This is a genomic window from Planomonospora sp. ID82291, assembly GCF_015711645.1.
Lineage (GTDB): Bacteria > Actinomycetota > Actinomycetes > Streptosporangiales > Streptosporangiaceae > Planomonospora.
In genome coordinates this window covers 1008806-1028254 of sequence record NZ_JABTEX010000001.1, presented here as the reverse complement: position 1 = coordinate 1028254, position 19449 = coordinate 1008806, and the positions used below count along the sequence as shown (strand labels likewise).

15 protein-coding genes are annotated in these 19449 nt (G+C 71.5%); 10 read left to right on the top strand and 5 right to left on the bottom strand.

The genetic code is table 11. The features are described 5' to 3' along the window. Positions 1-45 precede the first annotated feature (45 nt). The 7 genes from HS045_RS04330 (at position 46) to HS045_RS04300 (ending at position 9085) form a co-directional block, all read left to right on the top strand. Entirely contained in the window at positions 46-1365 is a 1320-nt protein-coding gene (locus tag HS045_RS04330) for an ABC transporter substrate-binding protein (RefSeq protein WP_196449858.1), read from the top strand. Between the two features lie 68 nt (positions 1366-1433). Continuing rightward, positions 1434-2375 carry a carbohydrate ABC transporter permease gene (locus HS045_RS04325; protein WP_196449857.1) on the top strand — a complete coding sequence of 314 codons (942 nt, stop codon included), beginning with the start codon at positions 1434-1436 and terminating at the stop codon, positions 2373-2375. 157 nt (positions 2376-2532) lie between these two features. Further along, entirely contained in the window at positions 2533-3348 is an 816-nt protein-coding gene (locus HS045_RS04320; protein ID WP_196449856.1) for a carbohydrate ABC transporter permease, read from the top strand. A gap of 130 nt (positions 3349-3478) precedes the next feature. Beyond that, positions 3479-6517, top strand: coding sequence for a glycoside hydrolase family 3 C-terminal domain-containing protein (locus HS045_RS04315; protein WP_307827381.1), 3039 nt, complete (start codon positions 3479-3481; stop codon positions 6515-6517). Between the two features lie 272 nt (positions 6518-6789). Continuing rightward, positions 6790-7242, top strand: a complete 453-nt coding sequence (locus HS045_RS04310) for an Hsp20/alpha crystallin family protein (RefSeq protein ID WP_196449855.1) — start codon at positions 6790-6792, stop codon at positions 7240-7242. A gap of 91 nt (positions 7243-7333) precedes the next feature. After that, a complete protein-coding gene (locus HS045_RS04305) occupies positions 7334-7657 on the top strand; it encodes a MerR family transcriptional regulator (RefSeq protein WP_196449854.1) in 324 nt (107 codons plus the stop codon). 111 nt (positions 7658-7768) lie between these two features. Beyond that, a complete protein-coding gene (locus HS045_RS04300) occupies positions 7769-9085 on the top strand; it encodes an alpha/beta hydrolase (protein WP_196449853.1) in 1317 nt (438 codons plus the stop codon). Positions 9086-9228: 143 nt separating this feature from the next. Here HS045_RS04300 and HS045_RS04295 read toward each other — a convergent pair whose 3' ends face one another. The 5 genes from HS045_RS04295 to HS045_RS04275 all read right to left on the bottom strand — a co-directional run bounded on the left by HS045_RS04295 (position 9229) and on the right by HS045_RS04275 (position 13695). Further along, positions 9229-9639, bottom strand: coding sequence for a PIN domain nuclease (locus tag HS045_RS04295; RefSeq protein WP_196449852.1), 411 nt, complete (start codon positions 9637-9639; stop codon positions 9229-9231). Further along, positions 9636-9869 (bottom strand): type II toxin-antitoxin system VapB family antitoxin, encoded by a 234-nt coding sequence (locus HS045_RS04290; RefSeq protein WP_196449851.1) that lies wholly within the window; start codon positions 9867-9869, stop codon positions 9636-9638. The genes HS045_RS04295 and HS045_RS04290 overlap by 4 nt, the downstream gene beginning before the upstream one ends. 241 nt (positions 9870-10110) lie before the next feature. Beyond that, positions 10111-11007, bottom strand: a complete 897-nt coding sequence (locus HS045_RS04285; protein WP_196449850.1) for a carbohydrate ABC transporter permease — start codon at positions 11005-11007, stop codon at positions 10111-10113. Next, positions 11004-12026, bottom strand: a complete 1023-nt coding sequence (locus tag HS045_RS04280) for an ABC transporter permease (RefSeq protein ID WP_374191358.1) — start codon at positions 12024-12026, stop codon at positions 11004-11006. Before HS045_RS04280 ends, HS045_RS04285 begins: the two co-directional genes overlap by 4 nt. Then, complete coding sequence (locus HS045_RS04275) at positions 12019-13695, bottom strand: extracellular solute-binding protein (RefSeq protein WP_196449849.1); 1677 nt, start codon at positions 13693-13695, stop codon at positions 12019-12021. Before HS045_RS04275 ends, HS045_RS04280 begins: the two co-directional genes overlap by 8 nt. Before the next feature lie 216 nt (positions 13696-13911). On the opposite strand from HS045_RS04275, the gene HS045_RS04270 reads away from it, so the two are divergent. From HS045_RS04270 to HS045_RS04260, 3 genes are all read left to right on the top strand, one after another. After that, a complete protein-coding gene (locus HS045_RS04270; protein ID WP_196449848.1) occupies positions 13912-15129 on the top strand; it encodes an ROK family transcriptional regulator in 1218 nt (405 codons plus the stop codon). A 339-nt stretch (positions 15130-15468) separates the two neighbouring features. Continuing rightward, positions 15469-18336: a glycoside hydrolase family 3 protein gene (locus HS045_RS04265; RefSeq protein ID WP_196449847.1), complete on the top strand. Its 2868-nt coding sequence runs from the start codon at positions 15469-15471 to the stop codon at positions 18334-18336. Positions 18337-18418: 82 nt separating this feature from the next. Continuing rightward, positions 18419-19423 (top strand): LacI family DNA-binding transcriptional regulator, encoded by a 1005-nt coding sequence (locus HS045_RS04260; protein WP_196449846.1) that lies wholly within the window; start codon positions 18419-18421, stop codon positions 19421-19423. The last annotated feature ends 26 nt before the right edge of the window (positions 19424-19449 follow it).

The following is a 19449-nucleotide window of genomic DNA, read 5'->3' as shown; positions in this document are numbered from 1 at the left end:
GGCGGTCCGGAGCCGGACCGCCGCCACCATCCATGGGAGACGATCATGTTCACACTGCGAACCGGGGCGGCCGCGCTGGCCGCGACGGTCATGCTGGCGGCGCTGGCCGCCTGCGGGAGCGACGGGCAGGAGGGCGCGGGCGCGGAGCCCGCGGCGAGCGGTCCCCGGACGCTCAAGCTCTGGCACTACGAGAGCGCCGACGGGGCGATGGGCAAGGCCTGGGCCGAGGCGGTCAAGCAGTTCGAGGCCACCCACCCCGGCGTCAAGGTCCAGTTCGAGGAGAAGGCGTTCGAGCAGATCCGCCAGTCGGCGGGCATGATCCTCAACTCCGACGAGGCGCCCGACGTCATGGAGTACAACAAGGGCAACGCCACCGCCGGACTGCTGTCCAAGCAGGGCCTGCTGACCGACCTGTCGGCGGAGGCCGCCAAGCGCGGCTGGGACAAGCTGCTCAGCCCGTCGCTGCAGACCACCGCGAAGTACGACGACCGGGGCGTCATGGGCTCCGGCAAGTGGTTCGGCATCCCGAACTACGCCGAGTACGTGATGGTCTACTACAACAAGGACCTGTTCGAAAAGCACAAGGTCGAGGTGCCGACGACGTTCGAGCAGTTCACCGCGGCCATGGACACGTTCGCCAAGGCCGGGGTGACCCCGCTCGCGGTCGGCGGCGCCGAGTACCCGGCGCAGCAGATCTTCTACCAGCTCGCGCTGAGCAAGGCGCAGCGGCCGTGGGTGGACGGCTTCCAGCTCTACAAGGGCAAGGTCGACTTCCACGGGCCCGAGTTCACCTACGCGGCCGAGACGACGGCCGACTGGGTGAAGAAGGGCTACATCGCCAAGGACTCCGCCGGGACGAAGGCCGAGGACATGGGCCTGTCCTTCATCGGCGGGAAGTACCCGATGGTGGTCACCGGATCGTGGTGGTACGGCCGGTTCGTCACCGACGTCAAGGACTTCGAGTGGGGCTCGTTCCTCTGGCCGGGCAACACCCTGCACGCCGGCTCCAGCGGGAACATCTGGGTGGTCCCGGAGAACGCCAAGAACAAGGACCTGGCCTACGACTTCATCGACATCACGATGAAGAAGGAGATCCAGAACCTGCTCGGCAACGCCGGCGGCATCCCGGTGGCGGCCGACCCCGCCGCGATCACCGACCCGAAGAGCAAGGAGCTGATCGAGAACTTCACGAAGCTCTCGACCGCCGACGGGCTGGCGTTCTACCCCGACTGGCCCGCCCCGGGCTACTACGACGTGCTGGTGGCCGGGGTGCAGAACCTGATCAACGGCACCAAGAAGCCCGCCGAGGTGCTCGACGAGCTCGCCGGGCCGTACGAGGAGAACCTCGCCGACCTCGGCAACTGACGGCCGGAGACCCGCCGGACCCGGTGAACCCGCCGGATCCGGCGGCCTACACCCCGAAAGAAGGACTGATGGCAGTGCACGCTCCGGCCGCGCGGCCGAAGGCGGCCCGCAGGCCGGAGCCGCGCCCCCGCCGCCGCACCGGTGGGTACTGGGTGTTCCTGCTGCCCAGCGCGGTGCTGTTCGCGGCGGTGATCCTGGTGCCGTTCCTGATGAACGTCGGGATCTCCTTCACCCGATGGCAGGGGATCGGCGACCCGCGGTGGCTCGGGCTCGACAACTACACCCGGCTCTTCGCCGACGCCCGGTTCTGGACGTCGTTCCGGAACAACGCGGCGCTGATCGTGGCGATGGCGATCGTCCCCACGATCATCGGGCTCGTCCTGGCGGCGACCCTCTTCGACTACGTGGGCAAGAAGTTCGGCCCCCGTACGGCCAGCGTGCTGCGGGCCGCCTACTACCTGCCGCAGGTGCTGCCCGTCGCGATCGCCGGCATCGTCTGGGGCTGGATCATGCACCCCCGGTTCGGCGTGCTCAACGAGTTCCTGGCGCTGTTCGGCATGGAACCGCGCGGCTGGCTGGGCGACCCGGACTGGGCGCTGCCGAGCGTGATGCTGATCATGGTCTGGTTCCAGATCGGCTATCCGGTGGTCATCTTCATGGCCGGGCTGCAGCGCGTGGACCCGGCGCTGTACGAGGCCGCGGAGATGGACGGGGCCTCGTGGGCCCGGCGGTTCTGGCACATCACCATCCCGCAGATCCGCCCCGAGATCTACGTCGTCCTGCTCACCTGCACGATCGCCGCGCTCAAGGTCTTCGGGCCGATCTTCGTGCTCACCCGGGGCGGCCCCGGCGGCGCCACCCTCGTGCCGTCCTACTTCAGCTACCAGAACTTCTTCGAGAAGGCCAACGTCGGGTACGGCGCCGCGATCGCCACCGTGCTCACCCTCGTGATCATCGTGGTCACGGTGCTCTTCCTGCGGGTCCAGGACGGCGAGGACGGCGACTCGTGACCTCCCTCCCGCACCCGCCCCTCCCGAGCCCGCCTCTCCTGAGCCGGCCCCTCCCGCACCCGCTTCTCCTGAGCCGGCCTCTCCTGAGCCGGCCCCGCCCGTGTCCATCCCGTCGGTGCCCGTCCGGCCCGTGTCCGACCCGCCCGAGGAGCGTTCGATGATCCGGAAGTACTCGGTCCTGGTCTCGCTGGCCGTGCTGGCCGTCGTGATGCTGGTGCCGTTCGCCATCGTCACGCTCAACGCGGTGCGCTCCCCGGCGGACTACTCCGCCAACGGCCCGCTGAGCCTGCCCGACGGCCTCTACCTCGACGGGATCATCGACTTCTGGAACCGGGTCGACTTCGGCGGGAAGCTGTGGAACAGCCTGCTGATCAGCGGCTCGGTGGCGGTGCTCGCCGTCGTGCTCTCGGTGTTCAACGCCTACGCGCTCGGCATCGGCCGGGTCCGCGGCCGGACCTGGATCCTGGTCGTCTTCCTGGTCGCCAACACGCTGCCGCAGGAGGCGCTGGTCTACCCGCTGTACTACCTGTCCAAGGAGGTCGGCCTCTACGACACCCGGCTCGGGGTGATCATCATCTTCACGGTCGTCCAGAGCGCGTTCGGCACCTACCTGCTCTCCTCGGTGCTCGGCCGGTTCCCGCACGAGATCCTGGAGGCCGCCGCGCTCGACGGGGCCGGCAAGTGGCGGGCGCTCTGGCGGGTCGTGGTCCCGATCAGCCGCCCCACGCTCTCGGTGCTGCTGATCTTCTTCTTCATCTGGACCTGGAACGAGTTCTTCCTCCCCCTGGTCTTCCTGATCTCCAACGAGAACCAGACCGTCCCGGTCGCGCTGGGCGTGCTCCAGGGGGACAAGATGATGGACGCCACCATGTCGAGCGCCTCGGCGCTGCTCGGCATCCTCCCGGCCGTCGTCTTCTTCCTGATCTTCCAGCGGACCCTGACCCGCGGCGTGACCGTGGGCGCGATCAAGTAGGGGCCGCGAACGGACACCGGACCACGACCGACCAGCGGCCGTCAGGGGTCGCCGTCCGCCGCTCGGGGGCGGACGTTCCCGCTGAACCGCCCCGTGAAGCCCGCGCTCGACCACCTGACCTGGAGGCGCAGTGTCCTTCCGCACGTCCTTCCGCACGTCTTCCCGCGCACCTTCCCGCACCTCTTCCCGCGCGTTCCCCCGCCCACCGTCACGCAGGTCCGCCGCGGCGGCCGGCGCCGCGCTCGCCCTGGCCCTCGGCCTGGTCGCGGCCCCGGCGCACGCGGCCCCCGAGCACCCCTTCCGCGACCCGTCGCTCCCGCTCCAGCAGCGCGTCGACGACCTGCTCGGCCGGTTGACCCTGGCCGAGAAGGTCTCCTGGCTGCACCAGTACCAGCCGGCGGTGGAGCGGCTCGGCATCGGCCTGTTCAAGACCGGCACCGAGGCGCTGCACGGCGTCGCCTGGTCCACCGACATCGACAACGGCGGCGCCGTCGTCACCGCCCGGGGGACCGTCTTCCCGCAGGCCGTCGGCCTGGCCAGCACCTGGAACCCGGACCTGGTCAAGGAGGTCGGCGAGGCCGTCGGCACCGAGGCCCGCGGCTACCACGCCGAGAACCCGCGGGTGTGGGGCCTGCAGCTCTGGGCGCCGGTGGTCAACCTGCTCCGGGACCCCCGCTGGGGCCGCAACGAGGAGGGCTACTCCGAGGACCCGCTGCTCACGGGTGCGATCTCCACCGCCTACGGCCGCGGCATCCAGGGCGACGACCCCGACCACCTGCGGGCCGCCCCGGTGCTCAAGCACTTCATGGCCAACAACAACGAGGTCCGCCGGGACACCACCAACTCCAGCATCCGGCCCCGGGTCATGCACGAGTACGAGCTCCCGGCCTTCCGGACGGCCCTCGCGAGCGACGCCGCCACCGGCGTGATGACCTCCTACAACCTGGTCAACGGCCGCCCCGCCACGGTCACCGACCTCAACGCGAGCGTGCGGAGGTGGACCGACCGGACGCTCTTCAACGTCTCCGACGCCGGCGGCCCGAACAACCTGACGGGCTCGCAGCGCTACTTCGCCACCCAGCCCGAGGCCGCCGCGGCGATGATCAAGGCGGGCGTGGACAGCTTCACCGTGGACGACACCAAGGGCGCCCCGACGGTCGCCTCGGTGAACGCCGCGCTCGCCCAGGGGCTGCTCACCGAGGCCGACATCGACCGGACCGTGCGCAACATCCTCGGCGTGCGGTTCCGGCTCGGCGAGTTCGACCCGGACGGCGGGCCGTACGGGAAGATCACGAAGGCGGTGGTCGACAGCCCCGAGCACCGGAGGCTGAACCGGCGGACCGCCACCGAGGCGGCGGTGCTGCTGAAGAACTCCGGCCCTGAGGGTTCGGCCGCCGAGGGTTCCGGGAAGCCCGGTGCGCTGCTCCCGCTCGACCCGGCGAAGAAGGTCGCGGTCATCGGCCCGCTCGCCGACACCCTCTACACCGACTGGTACTCCGGCGCCCTGCCGTACAAGGTGACCCCGCTGGACGGGATCAGGGAACGGGCCGCCGTCACCGGCGCGACCGAGGGCGCCGACCGGATCGCGCTCAAGGCCGGCGACCGGTACCTCACGGCCCCGACCGGCGCGGGCGGCGACCTGCGGCTCGCCGGGACCACTCCGGGAGAGGCCGAGCAGTTCGACGTCGTCGACTGGGGCCAGGGGATCGTGACCCTGCGCAGCGTCGCCAACGGCAAGTACGTCAGCCGCGCCAACTGGTCCACCCTCGCCAACACCCAGGAGCAGCCCACCGGCTGGTTCGTCCAGGAGCAGTTCGAACTGGAGGCGCAGGCCGACGGGACCGTGCTGCTGCGCTACGCCGGCTACGAGACCGCCGAGTCCTGGTTCGGCCCGAACGTCTACGTGCAGGCCGGCGCCGACGGCGCGCTCTCGCTGACCACCGCGGAGAACGCCACCCGGTTCACCAAGGAGACCGTGCGCAGCGGGGTCGAGGAGGCCGTCGCGGCGGCGAAGAGCGCCGACACGGCGGTGGTCGTGGTCGGCAGCATGCCGTTCATCAACGGCCGCGAGGCCCACGACCGCACCGGCCTGGGCCTGGCGGAGGGCCAGGAGGCGCTGGTCGAGGCGGTGCGCGCGGCCAACCCGAACACCGTGGTCGTCCTGGAGAACAGCTACCCGACGACCATCGACCGCCTGGCGGAGAAGGTCCCGGCCGTCCTGTGGACCACCCACGCCGGCGCGGAGACCGGCCACGCCCTGGCCGACATCCTGTACGGCGACGCCAACCCGGCCGGCCGGCTCACCCAGACCTGGCCGCGCGAGGACGCGAAGCTGCCGGACCTCCTCGACTACGACATCGTCAAGACCGGCTCGACCTACCTGTACGCGAAGGACAGGCCGCTCTACGCCTTCGGGCACGGCCTGAGCTACACCACCTTCGGCTACCAGGGGCTGAAGACCGTCCGGCGCGGCGACGGCTTCGAGGTGAGCGTGAAGGTGACCAACACCGGATCGCGCGCCGGCGACGAGGTCGTCCAGCTCTACACCCATCAGCGCTCCTCGCGGGTGGAGCAGCCGGTCAAGCAACTGCGCGGCTTCGAGCGGGTGCACCTGGCGCCGGGCGCGTCGACGACCGTCACGTTCCCGCTGAAGACCGCCGACCTGGCGCTGTGGGACGTGACCCGGGGCCGCTTCGCGGTGGAGCCGTCCACCCACGACGTGCTCGTCGGCTCCTCCTCGGACCGGATCCGGCAGCGGGGCACGCTGCGGGTGGACGGGGAGCGCATCCCCGCCCGCGACCTGACGAAGGCCGTCCGGGCCGCGGACTTCGACGACCACGCGGGGGCGGAGCTGGTGGACGAGACCAAGGCGAGCGGTGACGCGGTCGCCCTCTCCTCCGGAGAGTGGATCTCCTTCGCCGACGCCGACCTCGGCCGGGGCGCGACCGGTGTGACACTGGGGGCCGCGGCGGCCGAGGCCGCCTCCGTGGAGGTCAGGACGGGATCGCCGACCGGCAGGCTGCTGGGCACGGTCCAGGTGGCCGCCACCGGCGGGGTCTATCAGTGGTCGACGGCCACCGCGGCACTCGCGCGGACCTCGGGACGACAGGACGTCTACCTGGTCGCCCGGGGCGACCTGCGGCTCAAGGACGTCGTGCTGACCCGCTGACGGGACGCACCGGGTAACCGATCCGAGGACTCCGCCGTCGCCTCCGAAGGCGACGGCGGAGTCCTCGGCGGTTCTCCGGGCGGCGTCGAGCCGCCCGGAGAACCGCCGGGTTCCCGCCGGTCCGGAGCGCGGCGGATCCGCTCCGGCGGCGGACGGTAAAACCTCCCCGCCCTGCTTGCATCTCGGCTTGCGAGTAATTTATAAATGAAGTGTGAGGTTTCCAGGAAGCAGGAATTGAGGAACCCTGCCAGTCCCAACGGAGGTGGTTACCGATGCTGCTGACGTCGATCGACCCGTTCGTTCAGGAGTTCGACCGTCAGTTCGACCGGATCGCACGCCAGACGCTCGGCTGGGGCGAGAACGCCGCGCGCGGGGCCATGCCGCTGGACGGCGTCCGCCGCAAGGACGACGTGCTCCTCACGTTCGACCTGCCGGGCGTCGACCCCGACTCCATCGAGGTCACCGTCGACCGCGGCGTGCTGACCGTGAGCGCGAGCCGCGAGGAGGAGTACGGCGAGGACGACCGCCTGTTCGTCCGCGAGCGCCCGATGGGCACCTTCACCCGCCGCGTCTACCTCTCCGAGCACCTCGACGGGGAGAAGATCGACGCCGCCTACTCCAACGGCGTCCTGGCCGTGCGCATCCCGGTCCTGGAGAGGGCCCGGCCGCGCAAGGTCGAGATCCAGAAGCTCGACCAGGCCGACCAGAGGTCCATCAAGGCCTGACCCGCCCGAGGCCGGCCGTGACGGGGCGGGCGCCGCGAAGGCGGCGCCCGCCCCGTCGGCTCATCCCGCGACACCGATCGAGGAGACGACGATGGCACGCCTGCCGTTCGAGGACGAGCACGCTCCGCTGTACTCCGTCGGCCAGGTGGCCGACATGCTCCAGGTGCAGCAGGCGTTCCTGCGGCGTCTCGACGAGCACGAGGTGGTCCGGCCCACCCGGTCGGCCGGAGGGCAGCGGCGCTACAGCCGCCACGAGATCGGCAGCCTGCAGGACGCGATCCACCTCATCGACGAGGGCATGACCCTGCCCGCCGTCCGCCGCATCTTCGACCTCCAGCAGCAGGTCCGCGACCTTCAGGCCGAGATCGCCCGGATGCGCGCCGCCCTCGGGGGGGACGCGGCCGGGGAGGCGTGACCGGAGCACCGCGGCTGCGACCTTCGGCGGAGGGGGATCTTCGAAAGTCGTACCGGCCGGGTGCCTTTTCGGTCGAAGCGCAGGCCGCCGGGGTGCCGCGAAGGTGGTGCCATGTCACGATCACCACGTCGCGGGGCGCTCGCCGCCGCCGCCGCGCTCCTCGTTCTCGCCACGCCCGCCGCCGCGCTCGCCGCGCCGTATCCGGCCGGAGCGCCGGCCCCGATCTCCGCCGCCGCGCCGTATCCGGCCGGAGCGCCGGCCCCGATCTCCGCCGCCGCGCCGTACCAGGCCGCCGCGCCGTACCAGGCCGCCGCGCCGTACCAGGCCGAAGCGCCGACCGCGGCCGGAGCGCCGACCCCGGCAGCGGCGCCGGACCGGGCCCCGGGACTCGCCCTGCCCCGGCCGACCGGCCCGCACGCGGTGGGCACGACCACGCTGCACCTGGTGGACGGCTCGCGCACCGACCCCTGGGCGGCGGGGAAGCCCCGCGAGCTCATGGTCTCCATCTGGTACCCGGCCAGGACCGCCAAGGGGGCGCGGGCGCCGTACATGACCGCGAAGGAGGCGGAGCTGCTGCTGAAGGAGCAGGGCGCCGGGCCCGAGGTGGCGGCGGCGATGGCCGGGGCGCGGACCACCGCGGTCACCGGCGCGGCGCCGCTCGGACGGCGGCGCGGCCTGCCCCTCGTGGTGCTCTCGCCCGGCTTCGGCATGCCCCGCAGCTCGCTGACGGCCCTGTCCGAGGACCTGGCCAGCCGGGGCTACGCGGTGGTGGGCATCGACCACACGCACGAGTCCCCCACCACCTTCCCGGACGGGCACACCGTCCCGTGCACCACCTGTGCGTCCGGGGGCACCTCGGCGTTCGGTGAGAAGAGCACCCGGGTCCGGGCGGCGGACGTATCTTTCGTGCTCGACCGGCTGACCGGGAAGAGGCCCGCCTGGGAGCACGCCGGGCTGATCGACCGGTCCCGGATCGGCATGGCCGGCCACTCCCTGGGCGGCAACAGCGCCACGCACACCATGCTCACCGATCCCCGGGTGCGCGCCGGGGTCAACATGGACGGCACCTTCTGGATCCCGATCCCCGGCACGGGGCTCCGCAAGCCGTTCATGCTGCTGGGGGCCGGCGAGCTCCACGCGCAGGGCGGGGCCGACCCGACCTGGGGACGGGACTGGGGGAACATGACGGGCTGGAAGCGCTGGGTGACGGTCAAGGGCATGGGTCACAACGCCCTCACCGACTACGCGCCGCTCCTGGCCGACGTGATCAAGGACGAGGAGATGTTCGGCACGCTCCCCGGCGCCCGCTCGCTGGAGATCACCCGGAAGTACGTCGGGGCCTTCTTCGACCTGCACCTGCGCGGGCGGTCGCGGCCGCTGCTCGACCGGGCCTCCGCGCGCTACCCGGAGGTCACGGTCAATAGGTGATCCGGTTCGTGACGCCGGGTGCACGGCCGTACGGGGTGGGGGTGACCGGACCTCGTACGGCCCGCCGTCGAGCCCGGAACCGGCGGCGAGGCTCCACCCGGTGGGCGGGTTCCGGCCCGATCCGGGGTGACGGGAGCGGAGGATCAGGGGAAACGGATGTCCCGTTGCCGGAGCTCGGTCATGACCGCGGAGACCGTGACGAAGTCGTTGTCGACGTGCAGCAGGGTGAGCCCGTGGTGGACGGCGGTGGCGCAGAGCAGGAGGTCGATCGCTCCTGCTGAGCGATGTTGCCCCTTCAGGGTGAGTTTGTACTGTGCCTGCTCGACCCAGCGCCAGGCGTTCTTGGGAACGGCGGCGAGTCGGCAGAGGTCGTTGAGTTCGGTCTCCAGCTCGTCCCGGTGGTCGGGGCCGGTCGCCGAGTAGAGGAACTCGGTCCGGGTGGGTTCACAGATGCTCAGCGCTCTGGAAGTGATCCGATCCGCCCATGCCTCCTGCGTCTCCGGTGTGCGGAACAGGTGCCACAGCGCGGAGGCGTCGATGAGGTAGCCCGTCAAGAGAAGGCGTCCTTCCGCGCCTGCTTGGCCTTCTCGTGGGCGGCGACGGCCTCGTCGAACTCCCCGCGTGCCGCTCGGGCGGAGAGCTTCTCCAGCGCCTCGATGCGCTTGACGCGGGCGACGTATTCCCGCAGGGCCGCGTTCACGGTGTCCTTCTTCGTGGTGGTGCCGAGCATGCGCATGGCCTCGGCGAGGGCCTCGTCGTCGATGTCGATCTGGGTGACGGTCATGCTTTCCCTCCTGATGTTGGTCACATACAAACATATTGTACATAGCCATCGTCGACAGGAAGGGTGACCGGTGAAGGCGAGGCTGCCCGAGGAGGGCGAGTGCGCACCGCTGTACTTCTTGGTCCAGGTGCCCCACGCGGCGTGGCCGCTCTCCGGGAACCGCACGCCGTACGGCGGCGCACCGGAGCGTGCGGCGGGGCCCGGCGCCGCGAGGGGAGCGGCGCCGGGCGGCCGGGGAGGGTCAGCCCTTGACGGCGCCGATGATGACGCCCTTGGTGAAGTGCTTCTGGACGAAGGGGTAGACGAACAGCACCGGGAGCAGGGCGAGCACGACGATGGCCATCTGGATGGCCAGGTTGGGCGGGAGCGCGCCGCCGACGGAGGTGTCCACCGCCGAGCCGAGGGTGAGCGACTGACCCTGCTGGACGTACTGGCGCATCACCAGCTGGAGCGGCCATTTGGTGTTGTCGTTGATGTACAGGATCGCGTTGAAGAAGGCGTTCCAGTAGCCCACGGCGTAGAACAGGCCGATGACCGCGGTGACGCCCTTGGACATCGGCAGGATGATCCGGGTCAGGATGCGGAACTCGCTCGCCCCGTCGATCCGCGCGCTGTCGGGCACGTCCTCCGGGATGTTCATGAAGAAGGCCCGCATCACCACGAGGTTGAACGCGTTGATCGCACCCGGCAGGATCAGCGACCAGTAGCTGTCGATCAGGCCGAGCGACTTGACCATCAGGTAGCTGGGGATCATGCCCGGCGTGAACAGGAACGTCAGCAGGATCATGAACAGCAGCGGCCGCTGGAACAGCGAGCCCGGCCGGGACAGGCCGTAGGCCGCGAGCACCGTGCAGAGCAGGCTCACCGCCGTGCCCACCGCGGTGATGCCGAGGCTCACCAGCACGGACCGGCTGACCACGCCGCCGGAGAACAGCTCCTGATAGGCGGCGAAGGAGAACCCGTTGGGCACCACGACCAGGCCGCCGGCCTCGTTCACCGCGTGGGCGGGGGACAGGCTGGTGAGCACCACGATGTAGATCGGGAAGAGGACGACGAATGCGATGAAGGACAGGGTCAGGCCCTTGGCCAGCCTGCCCGGCAGACTCGGCGCTTCCTCCCATGCGGGGCGTGTACTCATGATCGTTTGTAGATTCCCTGTTCGCCGAACCGGTGGGCGACCTTGTTGGCCACGAGGATGAGGACCAGGCCGACCACGCCCTTGACCAGGCCGGCCGCGGCGCCGTAGCTCCACTCCCCGGTGACGAGCGTGCGCCAGTAGACGAAGGTGTCCAGCACCTCCGCGGCCTCCCGGCCCACCGCGTCGCGCTGGAGGAAGAACTGCTCGAAGCCGACGTTGAGCGCGTCGCCGAGGCGGAGGATGAGCAGCAGCACGATGACCGGGCGCAGGCCGGGCAGGGTGATGTGCCAGATCCGCCGCCACCGGCCGGCGCCGTCCACCGCCGCCGCCTCGTACAGGTGCGGGTTGATGGCCGCCAGCGCCGCCAGGAAGATGATCGTCCCCCAGCCGGCGTCCTTCCACACCGACTCCGCCGTCACCAGCAGCAGGAAGGTGTCCGGGTCGGTCATGAGGTCGACGCCGTCGTAGCCGTTGGCGCGCAGCAGCTGGGAGATCAGCCCCGCGCCGCCCAGGATCTGCTGGAACAGCGTGACGACCAGCACCCAGGAGAAGAAGTGCGGCATGTAGACGATGCTCTGCACGAACAGCCGGATGCGGGGGTTCATCACGCTGTCGAGCAGGATCGCCAGCAGGATCGGCAGCGGGAAGTAGAACACCAGCTGGAACGCCGTGATGGTGAGCGTGTTCAGCGTGGCGTCCCAGAAGCTCTGGTCGGTGAGCAGCCACTGGAAGTTGGCGAAGCCGATCCAGGGGCTCTCCGCGATCCCGACGTGGGGGGAGTAGTCCTGGAAGGCGATCACGTTGCCGAGCGTCGGGATGTAGTGGAACACCGCCAGCAGCCCGACCGCGGGCACGGTCATCAGCAGCAGCTGCCAGTCGCGCCTCAGCCGGCTGCCCAGCGGAGGCTTCTCGCTGGTCCTGCTCCGCTTTGCGGGAGCGCCGGTGCCGGCGGGTGAGGTCAGGTCACCCGCCGGCCCGGTGCTCGCGTCCTTTCCGGACCTTTCGGCGTTGTCAAGCACGGCCGTTGTCCTGCAGCACCTTCATGTAGAACTCGCGGCTCTTGTCGCCGCCGTCCTTGCGCCACTCGTCGACGACCTTCGACAGCTCGCTGAGCGGGCGGCGGCCGCGGACGACGTCCTGGATCTTGTCCTCGGTCGGCTGCTCCAGGGCGGCGTACTCCGCGGGCCGCTGGATCCGGATGCCCTCGTGCGGGTTGGGCGCCCAGTGCTTGGCGGCCTCGTTGTACCAGGTGGCCGCGGTCTCCACGTACCGGGGCAGCTCGCTCTCGGTGATCGCGTCGGGCCGGCCGCTGAGGAAGAAGTAGGTCGGCGGGGCCTCCTTGAGACCGAGCTCGGTCCGCTTGGGGGCTCCGGCCTCGGTCTTGGTGTAGTGCTTGCCCTCGACGCCGTAGACGGACAGCATGTGCTCCTGCGTGCCGAACGGCGCGGCCAGGTGGTTCAGCAGGGAGAGGATCTCCTCGACCTTCTCCTTGGCCAGGCCCTTCTTGATGAAGGTGTACTGCCCCGGCTCCTCGTTCTTGTGGTAGCCGGGGGCGCCCCCGTCGTGGCCGAAGTGCGGCAGCGCCTCGATCCAGAAGTCGGGCTTGGTGGGGAGCATCTGCTCCAGCATCTCCTTCCACCCGCCGAAGCCGTCCTGGGTGATGAGGACCTGGCCGGCCTTGAACAGCTCCTTGCCGTTGGCCCCCTTGCTGCTGACGATGTCGGGGTGGATCAGCTTGCCCTCGTAGAGCTTGCGCATGAACTCGACCGCCGCCTCGAACTCCGGCGTCTCGTACCGGTGGACCAGCTTGCCGCCGCTGAGCGTCCACTCCTTGGGGGCGCGGAAGATCTGGTAGGCCATCAGCTTGATGTCGCCGAAGGCCCAGCGCTTCTTCTTGGGGTCGTTGACCTCCTTGCCCAGGGCGAGCATCTCGTCGGCGCTCTTGGGGGCGGTCCAGCCGTTCTCGTCGAACAGGTCCTTGCGGTAGAGGAGCACCACGCCCATCGGGAAGGTGTAGCTGCCGGGGATGCCGGTCAGCTTGTCGTTGAAGATCCCCCACTTCCAGGCGTCGGTGGCGATGTTGGCCAGCAGCGGGTACTTCTTGGCGGCGTCGCCCTGCAGGTAGGGCGTGAGGTCCTCGAAGAGCCGGCCGACGGCCTCGCCGAACTGCGGGATCTGGTTGACGGTCCAGCTCGGGATCATCGTGATGTCGACGACGTCGCCGCCGGCGATGATCGCGTTCATCTTCTCGATGATCGTCATGCCGTCGAGGATGTTGAACTCGATGGTCGCGCCGAGGTCGGCGTTGACGGCGTCGAAGTAGGCGTTCTCGCCCAGCGGCGGCGGGAGCGGGCCCCACAGCGGGGTCATGGCCTTGTAGTGGCCGCCCTTGCCGGGCTTGGCGGTGATCGCGTCGACGAGGGGGGAGGGATACGTGGTGAAGCCGCCGGGCGCGCCGTTCTGCCCGGGGATGTCGGGGGTGACGCCCGCGTAGGGGATGTGCGTCGGCACCTGCGCGGTCAGCTTGTCGAGAGCGGCCGCGGTGGCGCCGCCGGAGCCGGGCCGCGGGCCGCTCGGCGTGGAGCAGGCGCTGAGCAGGCCGCCGCTCGCGGCGGCGACCGCGCTGAGTCCCACCAGGCCGAGGAAGCCCCGGCGGCTGGTCGTCGCGCCCTCGGGGGGAGTTTTCACGGCGCGTTCCCTTCGTTGTCATGGACAGGCGGGGGTTGTCGTAAGAGGAGGGGTCCGAGATAGAGTTAGTTCGTCTTTTGACCAAACAAATTAGTCGAGGGGCACTCTCGCCACAAGGGGCCGACGATCGCGGTCCTCGGGGCGGGTGAGGCATGATGGGGCCAGCCGGGGGCCGCTCGCGAGGCGGGTCCCGGGCCGATCGGGACGGGACGGACCTTGATCACATCTACGACGAATCCGCAGCCGGCCGACTTCGCCGACGTCCGGGCCACCAACCTCGCCGTGGTGCTGCGGTTCGTGCGCGAGCACGCGCCCTGCTCGCGGGCGGACATCGCGGCCTCCACGGGCCTGAACAAGGCGACCGTGTCGAGCCTGGTCGCCGACCTGATCGACCGCCGCCTGGTGCGTGAGACCGGGCTGACCGAGAACCGCGTCGGGCGGCCGGCCACCATGCTCGTGCTCGACGGCTCGCCGTACGCCGCGATCGGCATCGAGGTCAACGTCGACTACGTCACCGCGGTGGCGGTGGACCTGGCGGGGGAGCGGCTGCTGTCGTGGCGGCGCTCCTTCTCCGGCCCGCTCCCCGGCGCCGACGGCTCGACCGGCCAGGCCGTGGCGGCCGTCGCGGCGATCGTCCGCCGGGTGGTGGGCCGGATGGCCAAGCAGGAGCGCCAGGTCCTCGGCCTGACCGTGGGCGTGCCCGGCCTGGTCGGCACGGACGGCACGGTGCTCATCGCGCCCAACCTCGGCTGGCGCGACGCCGACCTGGCCGGAGACCTGGCCAAGGCGCTCCGCGACCCCGGCTTCGCCGTCCAGGTCGAGAACGACGCCAACCTGGCGGCCCTGGCCGAGCACCGCTTCGGCTCGCAGGCGGGGACCGCCAACCTCGTCTACCTCACCGGGGAGATCGGGGTCGGCGCCGGGATCATCCTGGACGGCCGGATCCGCCGCGGCGGCCGGGGCTACGGCGGCGAGATCGGCCACATCCAGCTCGACCCGCTCGGCGCCGCGTGCCGGTGCGGGCGGACCGGCTGCCTGGAGGCCGTCGCCGGGATCGGCGCGGTGCTCCGGCACGTCCCGCTCTCGCCCGCCGAGGTCGAGATCGAGCTCGACGAGGTGGTACGGCTGGCCCGCGCCGGCGACGTCCGGACCCTCGGCCTGCTGGCGGAGGTCGGGCGGCAGCTCGGCAAGGGCGTGGCGGTGGTGGCCAACCTGCTCAACCCCGAGGTGGTCATCCTGGGCGGCTACTACGTGCCGCTGGCGCCCTGGCTGCTGCCCGCGGTGGAGGAGGAGGCGCGCGGCCGGACGATCGCGCCCGAGGGCGGGGGCTGCCGGGTCGTGGCCTCGACCCTGGGCTACGACGCCGCGGCGCTGGGCGGCGCGGCCCGGGTGCTCGACTCGGTGGACTCCGGCCGGCTGCCCCGCATCTCCTGACCCTGCGTCTCCTGACCCTGCGTCTCCTGACCCCGCGTCTCCGGGCTTCGCCCTCCCGGTCGTGCCCCCGCCCTCCCGGGCATGGCCCAGGCCGTGCCCAGGCCGTGCTCGGGCCGGGGGACGCCGCTCCGGGGGCCGACCGAAGAATGATCTGTGATTTTCCCCCGCAGGTCTTGACCTGGATCTCACATCCAGGCACCCTTCAGGGAAACTCTGCTCGAAACATCCGTGTAACGAGCGGAGTTTTCCTGGACCGACTATCGAAGCGCTTCGACAGAGGCGCCTTTTCTCGCCCCGTTGTCGAAGCGCTTCGACGCTCACCAGAGGGATGGTCCCCCGATGACCGAACCGTTCCGCGACCCCCGGCTCCCGCTCGCCGACCGCATCGCCGACCTGCAGGGCAGGCTGAGCCTGGCGGAGAAGGTCGCCCTGCTGCACCAGTACCAGGCCCCGGTCGAGCGGCTGGGCGTGGGCTCCTTCCGCACCGGCACCGAGGCCCTGCACGGCCTGGCCTGGCTCGGCCCGGCCACGGTCTTCCCGCAGGCGGTCGGACTGGCCAGCACCTGGGATCCCGAGCTGGTCCGGCGGGTCGGCGAGGCGACGTCCGACGAGGTCCTGGCCTTCCACCACAAGGACCCGGCCGGGGCGGGGCGGAACGTCTGGGCGCCGGTGGTCAACCCGCTGCGCGACCCCCGCTGGGGACGGAACGAGGAGGGCTACTCCGAGGACCCGTGGCTGACCGGCGTGATGGCGGTGGCCTACGCCTCCGGCCTCCGGGGGAGCGATCCCGCCGTCCTGAAGACCGCGCCGACGCTCAAGCACTTCCTCGGCTACAACAACGAGACCGACCGCTGCACCACCTCCAGCGACCTGCCGCCCCGGGTGCTCCACGAGTACGAGCTGCCCGCCTACCGGCCCGCGCTGGAGAGCGGCGCGGCGGTGGCCGTGATGCCCTCCTACAACCTGGTCAACGGCCGCCCGGCGCACCTGAGCCCGCTGATCAACGACGTGCTGCGCACCTGGGCCCCCGACGACGTCCTGGTGGTCAGCGACGCCTACGCCCCCGGCAACTTCACCGGACTGCAGGCCTACTACGACGACGCCGCCGAGGCCTACGCGCACGCGATCAAGGCCGGGCTCGACAGCTTCACCCAGGACGACGACCGCACCGAGGCGACGCTCGGGCACATCCGCGAGGCGCTGGAGCGGGGCCTGCTCACCGAGGCGGACGTCGACGCCGCCGTCCGGCACGCGCTCTCCATCCGGTTCCGGCTCGGCGAGTTCGACCCCGCCACGCCGTACGACGACGTGACCGAGGCCGTCGTCAACTGCCCCGAGCACCAGGCGCTGGCCCGCGAGGCCGCCCGCCGCTCGATCGTGCTCCTGGAGAACGACGGCATCCTCCCGCTGGCCGGCGTGACGAAGATCGCCGTCATCGGCCAGCTCGGCGACACCCTCATGGAGGACTGGTACTCCGGCACGCTGCCGTACGCCGTCACCGCCCGCGCCGGGCTCGCCGAGCGGTGCGAGACGGTGTTCTGCGAGGCGGTGGACCGGATCACGCTGACCGCCGAGAACGGGCACGTCGTCGCCGATCCCGGCGGCGGGCCGCTCGGGCTCGCCGCCGAGGCGGGCACGGCCGAGGGCCTGTTCGACCTGTTCGACTGGGGCGGCGGGTCCTACGCCCTGCGCGCCGCGGCGACCGGCCGGTACGTCTCGGTGGACGACTCCGGCACGCTGGTCAACGACCAGCCGGGGCCCAACGGCTGGGAGGTGCGCCAGACCTTCCGGCTGGAGGACCGGCCGCGCGGCACGCTGGCGCTCCGGCACATCTCCACCGGCCGCTACGTCGGACTGGCCGCCGGGCCGGGCGCGGCCCCGGACGGTGCGGCGCCCTCCGCGGCCTTGGACGGCGCGGCGCCCTCCGCGGTCCCGGACGGCACGGTCCTGAGGCTGGTCGACGACGCCGACGCGGCCGTCTGGCTGACCCTGGAGACGGTCGTGAGCGGAGCCGAGAGCGCCGCCGCGCTGGCCGCCTCCGCGGACGTCGCGGTCGTCGTGGTCGGCGACCACCCGCTGGTCAACGGGCGCGAGACCGAGGACCGCCTCGACCTGGCGCTCCCGGCGGCGCAGGAGGCCGTGGTCGCGGCGGTGCGCGCGGCCAACCCGAGGACCGTCATGGTGATCAGCAGCGGCTACCCGATGACCTGGTCGGAGCGGAACCTGCCCGCGGTGCTGTGGTCCTCGCACGGCGGCCAGGAGTACGGCCACGCGCTGGCCGAGGTGCTCTTCGGCGACGCCGACCCCGAGGGGCGCCTCACCCAGACGTGGTACCGCTCGGCGTGCGAGCTGCCCGACCTGCTCGACTACGACATCATCGCCGCCGACGCCACCTACCAGTACTACCGGGGCACCCCGCTCTACCCGTTCGGCCACGGCCTGTCCTACACCGACTTCGACTACCGCGACCTGACCGCCGAGGTCGCGGACGGACGGGTCACGGTCTCGGCGACGGTCGCCAACACCGGCTCCCGGCCCGGCACGGAGGTCGTCCAGCTCTACACCCACCAGCAGAGCTCCCGGGTCAAGCAGCCGCTGCGCCGGCTGCGGGACTTCACCAAGCTCCGGCTGGAGCCCGGCGAGAGCACCGAGGTCCGCTGGACCGTCGACGTCGCCGACCTGGCCTTCTGGGACGTCACCCGGAACCGGTTCGCGGTCGAGGACGCGTCCCACAAGATCATGGTGGGCCGCTCGGCCCGCGACGTCCGCCTGTGCGCGACGGTCCACGTCGCCGGCGAGCACATCCCGCCCCGCGACGCGCTCGCCGCGCCGATCCGGGCGGTCGACCACGACGAGTACGACGCGGTGGCGTTCACCGACGCCTCCCGGGTCTCCGGCGACGCCGTGCGATCCACGGCCGAGGGCGCCTGGATCCTCTTCCGCGGGGTCGACTTCGGGACCGGGGCCGCCGCCTGCGTGATCGAGGCCACCAGCACCGAGAGCGGCGTGGTCACCCTCCGCCTCGGCGACCCCCTGTACGGCTCCGCCCTCGGCGCCGTGCCCGTCCCGCGCGCCGGCCGCTACGAGCTGTCGCGGCTCGTCGGCGGACTCGACGGGGCTCAGGGTGTGCACGACCTGTACGTGGTGTTCGAGAATGCCGGTATCACCGTCTCCCGTCTGGCCTTCGGTTCCGCCGAGAGCAGATGAGCGGGCGGGGCGGGCGGGCCGACGGGCGCGGGATGTTCACGGGTGCGGACGCCGAGCCGCCGGGTGAGGGGGCGTGGAGCGGATGAGCGGCAGAGCGGTGACGATCACGGAGGTCGCCCGGCATGCCGGGGTGGCGGTGAGCACGGTCTCGTACGTGCTCAGCGGGAAGCGCGCGATCTCCGCCGACACGCGCAGGCGCGTGCTCGACAGCGTGCGGACGCTCGGCTACCACCCCAACGCCGGGGCCAGGGCGCTGGCCAGCAGGCGGGCGAACGTGATCGCGCTGGTGCTGCCGCTCCGGGCCGGGATGCACGTCCCGGTGCTGATGCAGTTCGCCACGTCGGTGGTGACCGCCGCCCGGCGCTACGACCACGACGTGCTGCTGCTCACCGCCGACGAGGGACCCGACGGGCTGCGCCGGGCCGCCGCCAGCGCGCTGGTGGACGGGCTGGTCCTCATGGACGTGGAGCTCCACGACATCAGGGTGCCGCTCCTGCGCGAGCTGGCCGAGCCGAGCGTGCTCATCGGCTTCCCCGCCGACACCGCCGGGCTGACCTGCGTGGACCTCGACTTCGCCCGTGCCGGGGGGCTGTGCGTGCAGCACCTGGCGGCGCGCGGCCACCGGGAGGTCGCGCTGCTCGGGGCGCCCGCCGTGGTCTACGACCGGGGCACCGGATACGCCTGCCGGACGCGGGAGGGCTTCACCGAGGCCGCCGAGGCGCACGGCGTGACCGGGATCGCGCTGCCCTGCGAGGAGACCTTCGACGAGGTCGCGGACGCGGTGGGCGGGCTGCTGGAGACGCGGCCCGGCCTGACCGGGCTGGTGGTGCACAACGAGGCCGCGGTCAACCACGTGCTCGGGGCGCTGCGCCAGCACGGCCGGCGGGTCCCCGAGGACGTCGCGGTGGTCGCCATCTGCCCCGACGACATCGCGGAACGCTCCAGCCCGGCCCTGACCTCGGTGCTCATCCCGGCCGAGGACGTCGGCCGGGAGGCCGTGCGGCTGCTGATGGACAAACTGGAGGGCCGCGCCGTACCGGACGGCACCCTGCTCGCGCCCCGCCTGACGATCCGCGCCAGCACCTGAGACGGGCCGGTACGGCACGGCGCGGG

Bases quoted from the DNA above. Each gene is read 5' to 3' on its own strand.
- HS045_RS04330 (WP_196449858.1), top strand. From the start codon at position 46: ATGTTCACACTGCGAACCGGGGCGGCCGCGCTGGCCGCGACGGTCATG.
- HS045_RS04325 (WP_196449857.1), top strand. From the start codon at position 1,434: ATGGCAGTGCACGCTCCGGCCGCGCGGCCGAAGGCGGCCCGCAGGCCG.
- HS045_RS04320 (WP_196449856.1), top strand. From the start codon at position 2,533: ATGATCCGGAAGTACTCGGTCCTGGTCTCGCTGGCCGTGCTGGCCGTC.
- HS045_RS04310 (WP_196449855.1), top strand. From the start codon at position 6,790: ATGCTGCTGACGTCGATCGACCCGTTCGTTCAGGAGTTCGACCGTCAG.
- HS045_RS04305 (WP_196449854.1), top strand. From the start codon at position 7,334: ATGGCACGCCTGCCGTTCGAGGACGAGCACGCTCCGCTGTACTCCGTC.
- HS045_RS04300 (WP_196449853.1), top strand. From the start codon at position 7,769: ATGTCACGATCACCACGTCGCGGGGCGCTCGCCGCCGCCGCCGCGCTC.
- HS045_RS04290 (WP_196449851.1), bottom strand. From the start codon at position 9,869: ATGACCGTCACCCAGATCGACATCGACGACGAGGCCCTCGCCGAGGCC.
- HS045_RS04285 (WP_196449850.1), bottom strand. From the start codon at position 11,007: ATGAGTACACGCCCCGCATGGGAGGAAGCGCCGAGTCTGCCGGGCAGG.
- HS045_RS04265 (WP_196449847.1), top strand. From the start codon at position 15,469: ATGACCGAACCGTTCCGCGACCCCCGGCTCCCGCTCGCCGACCGCATC.
- HS045_RS04260 (WP_196449846.1), top strand. From the start codon at position 18,419: ATGAGCGGCAGAGCGGTGACGATCACGGAGGTCGCCCGGCATGCCGGG.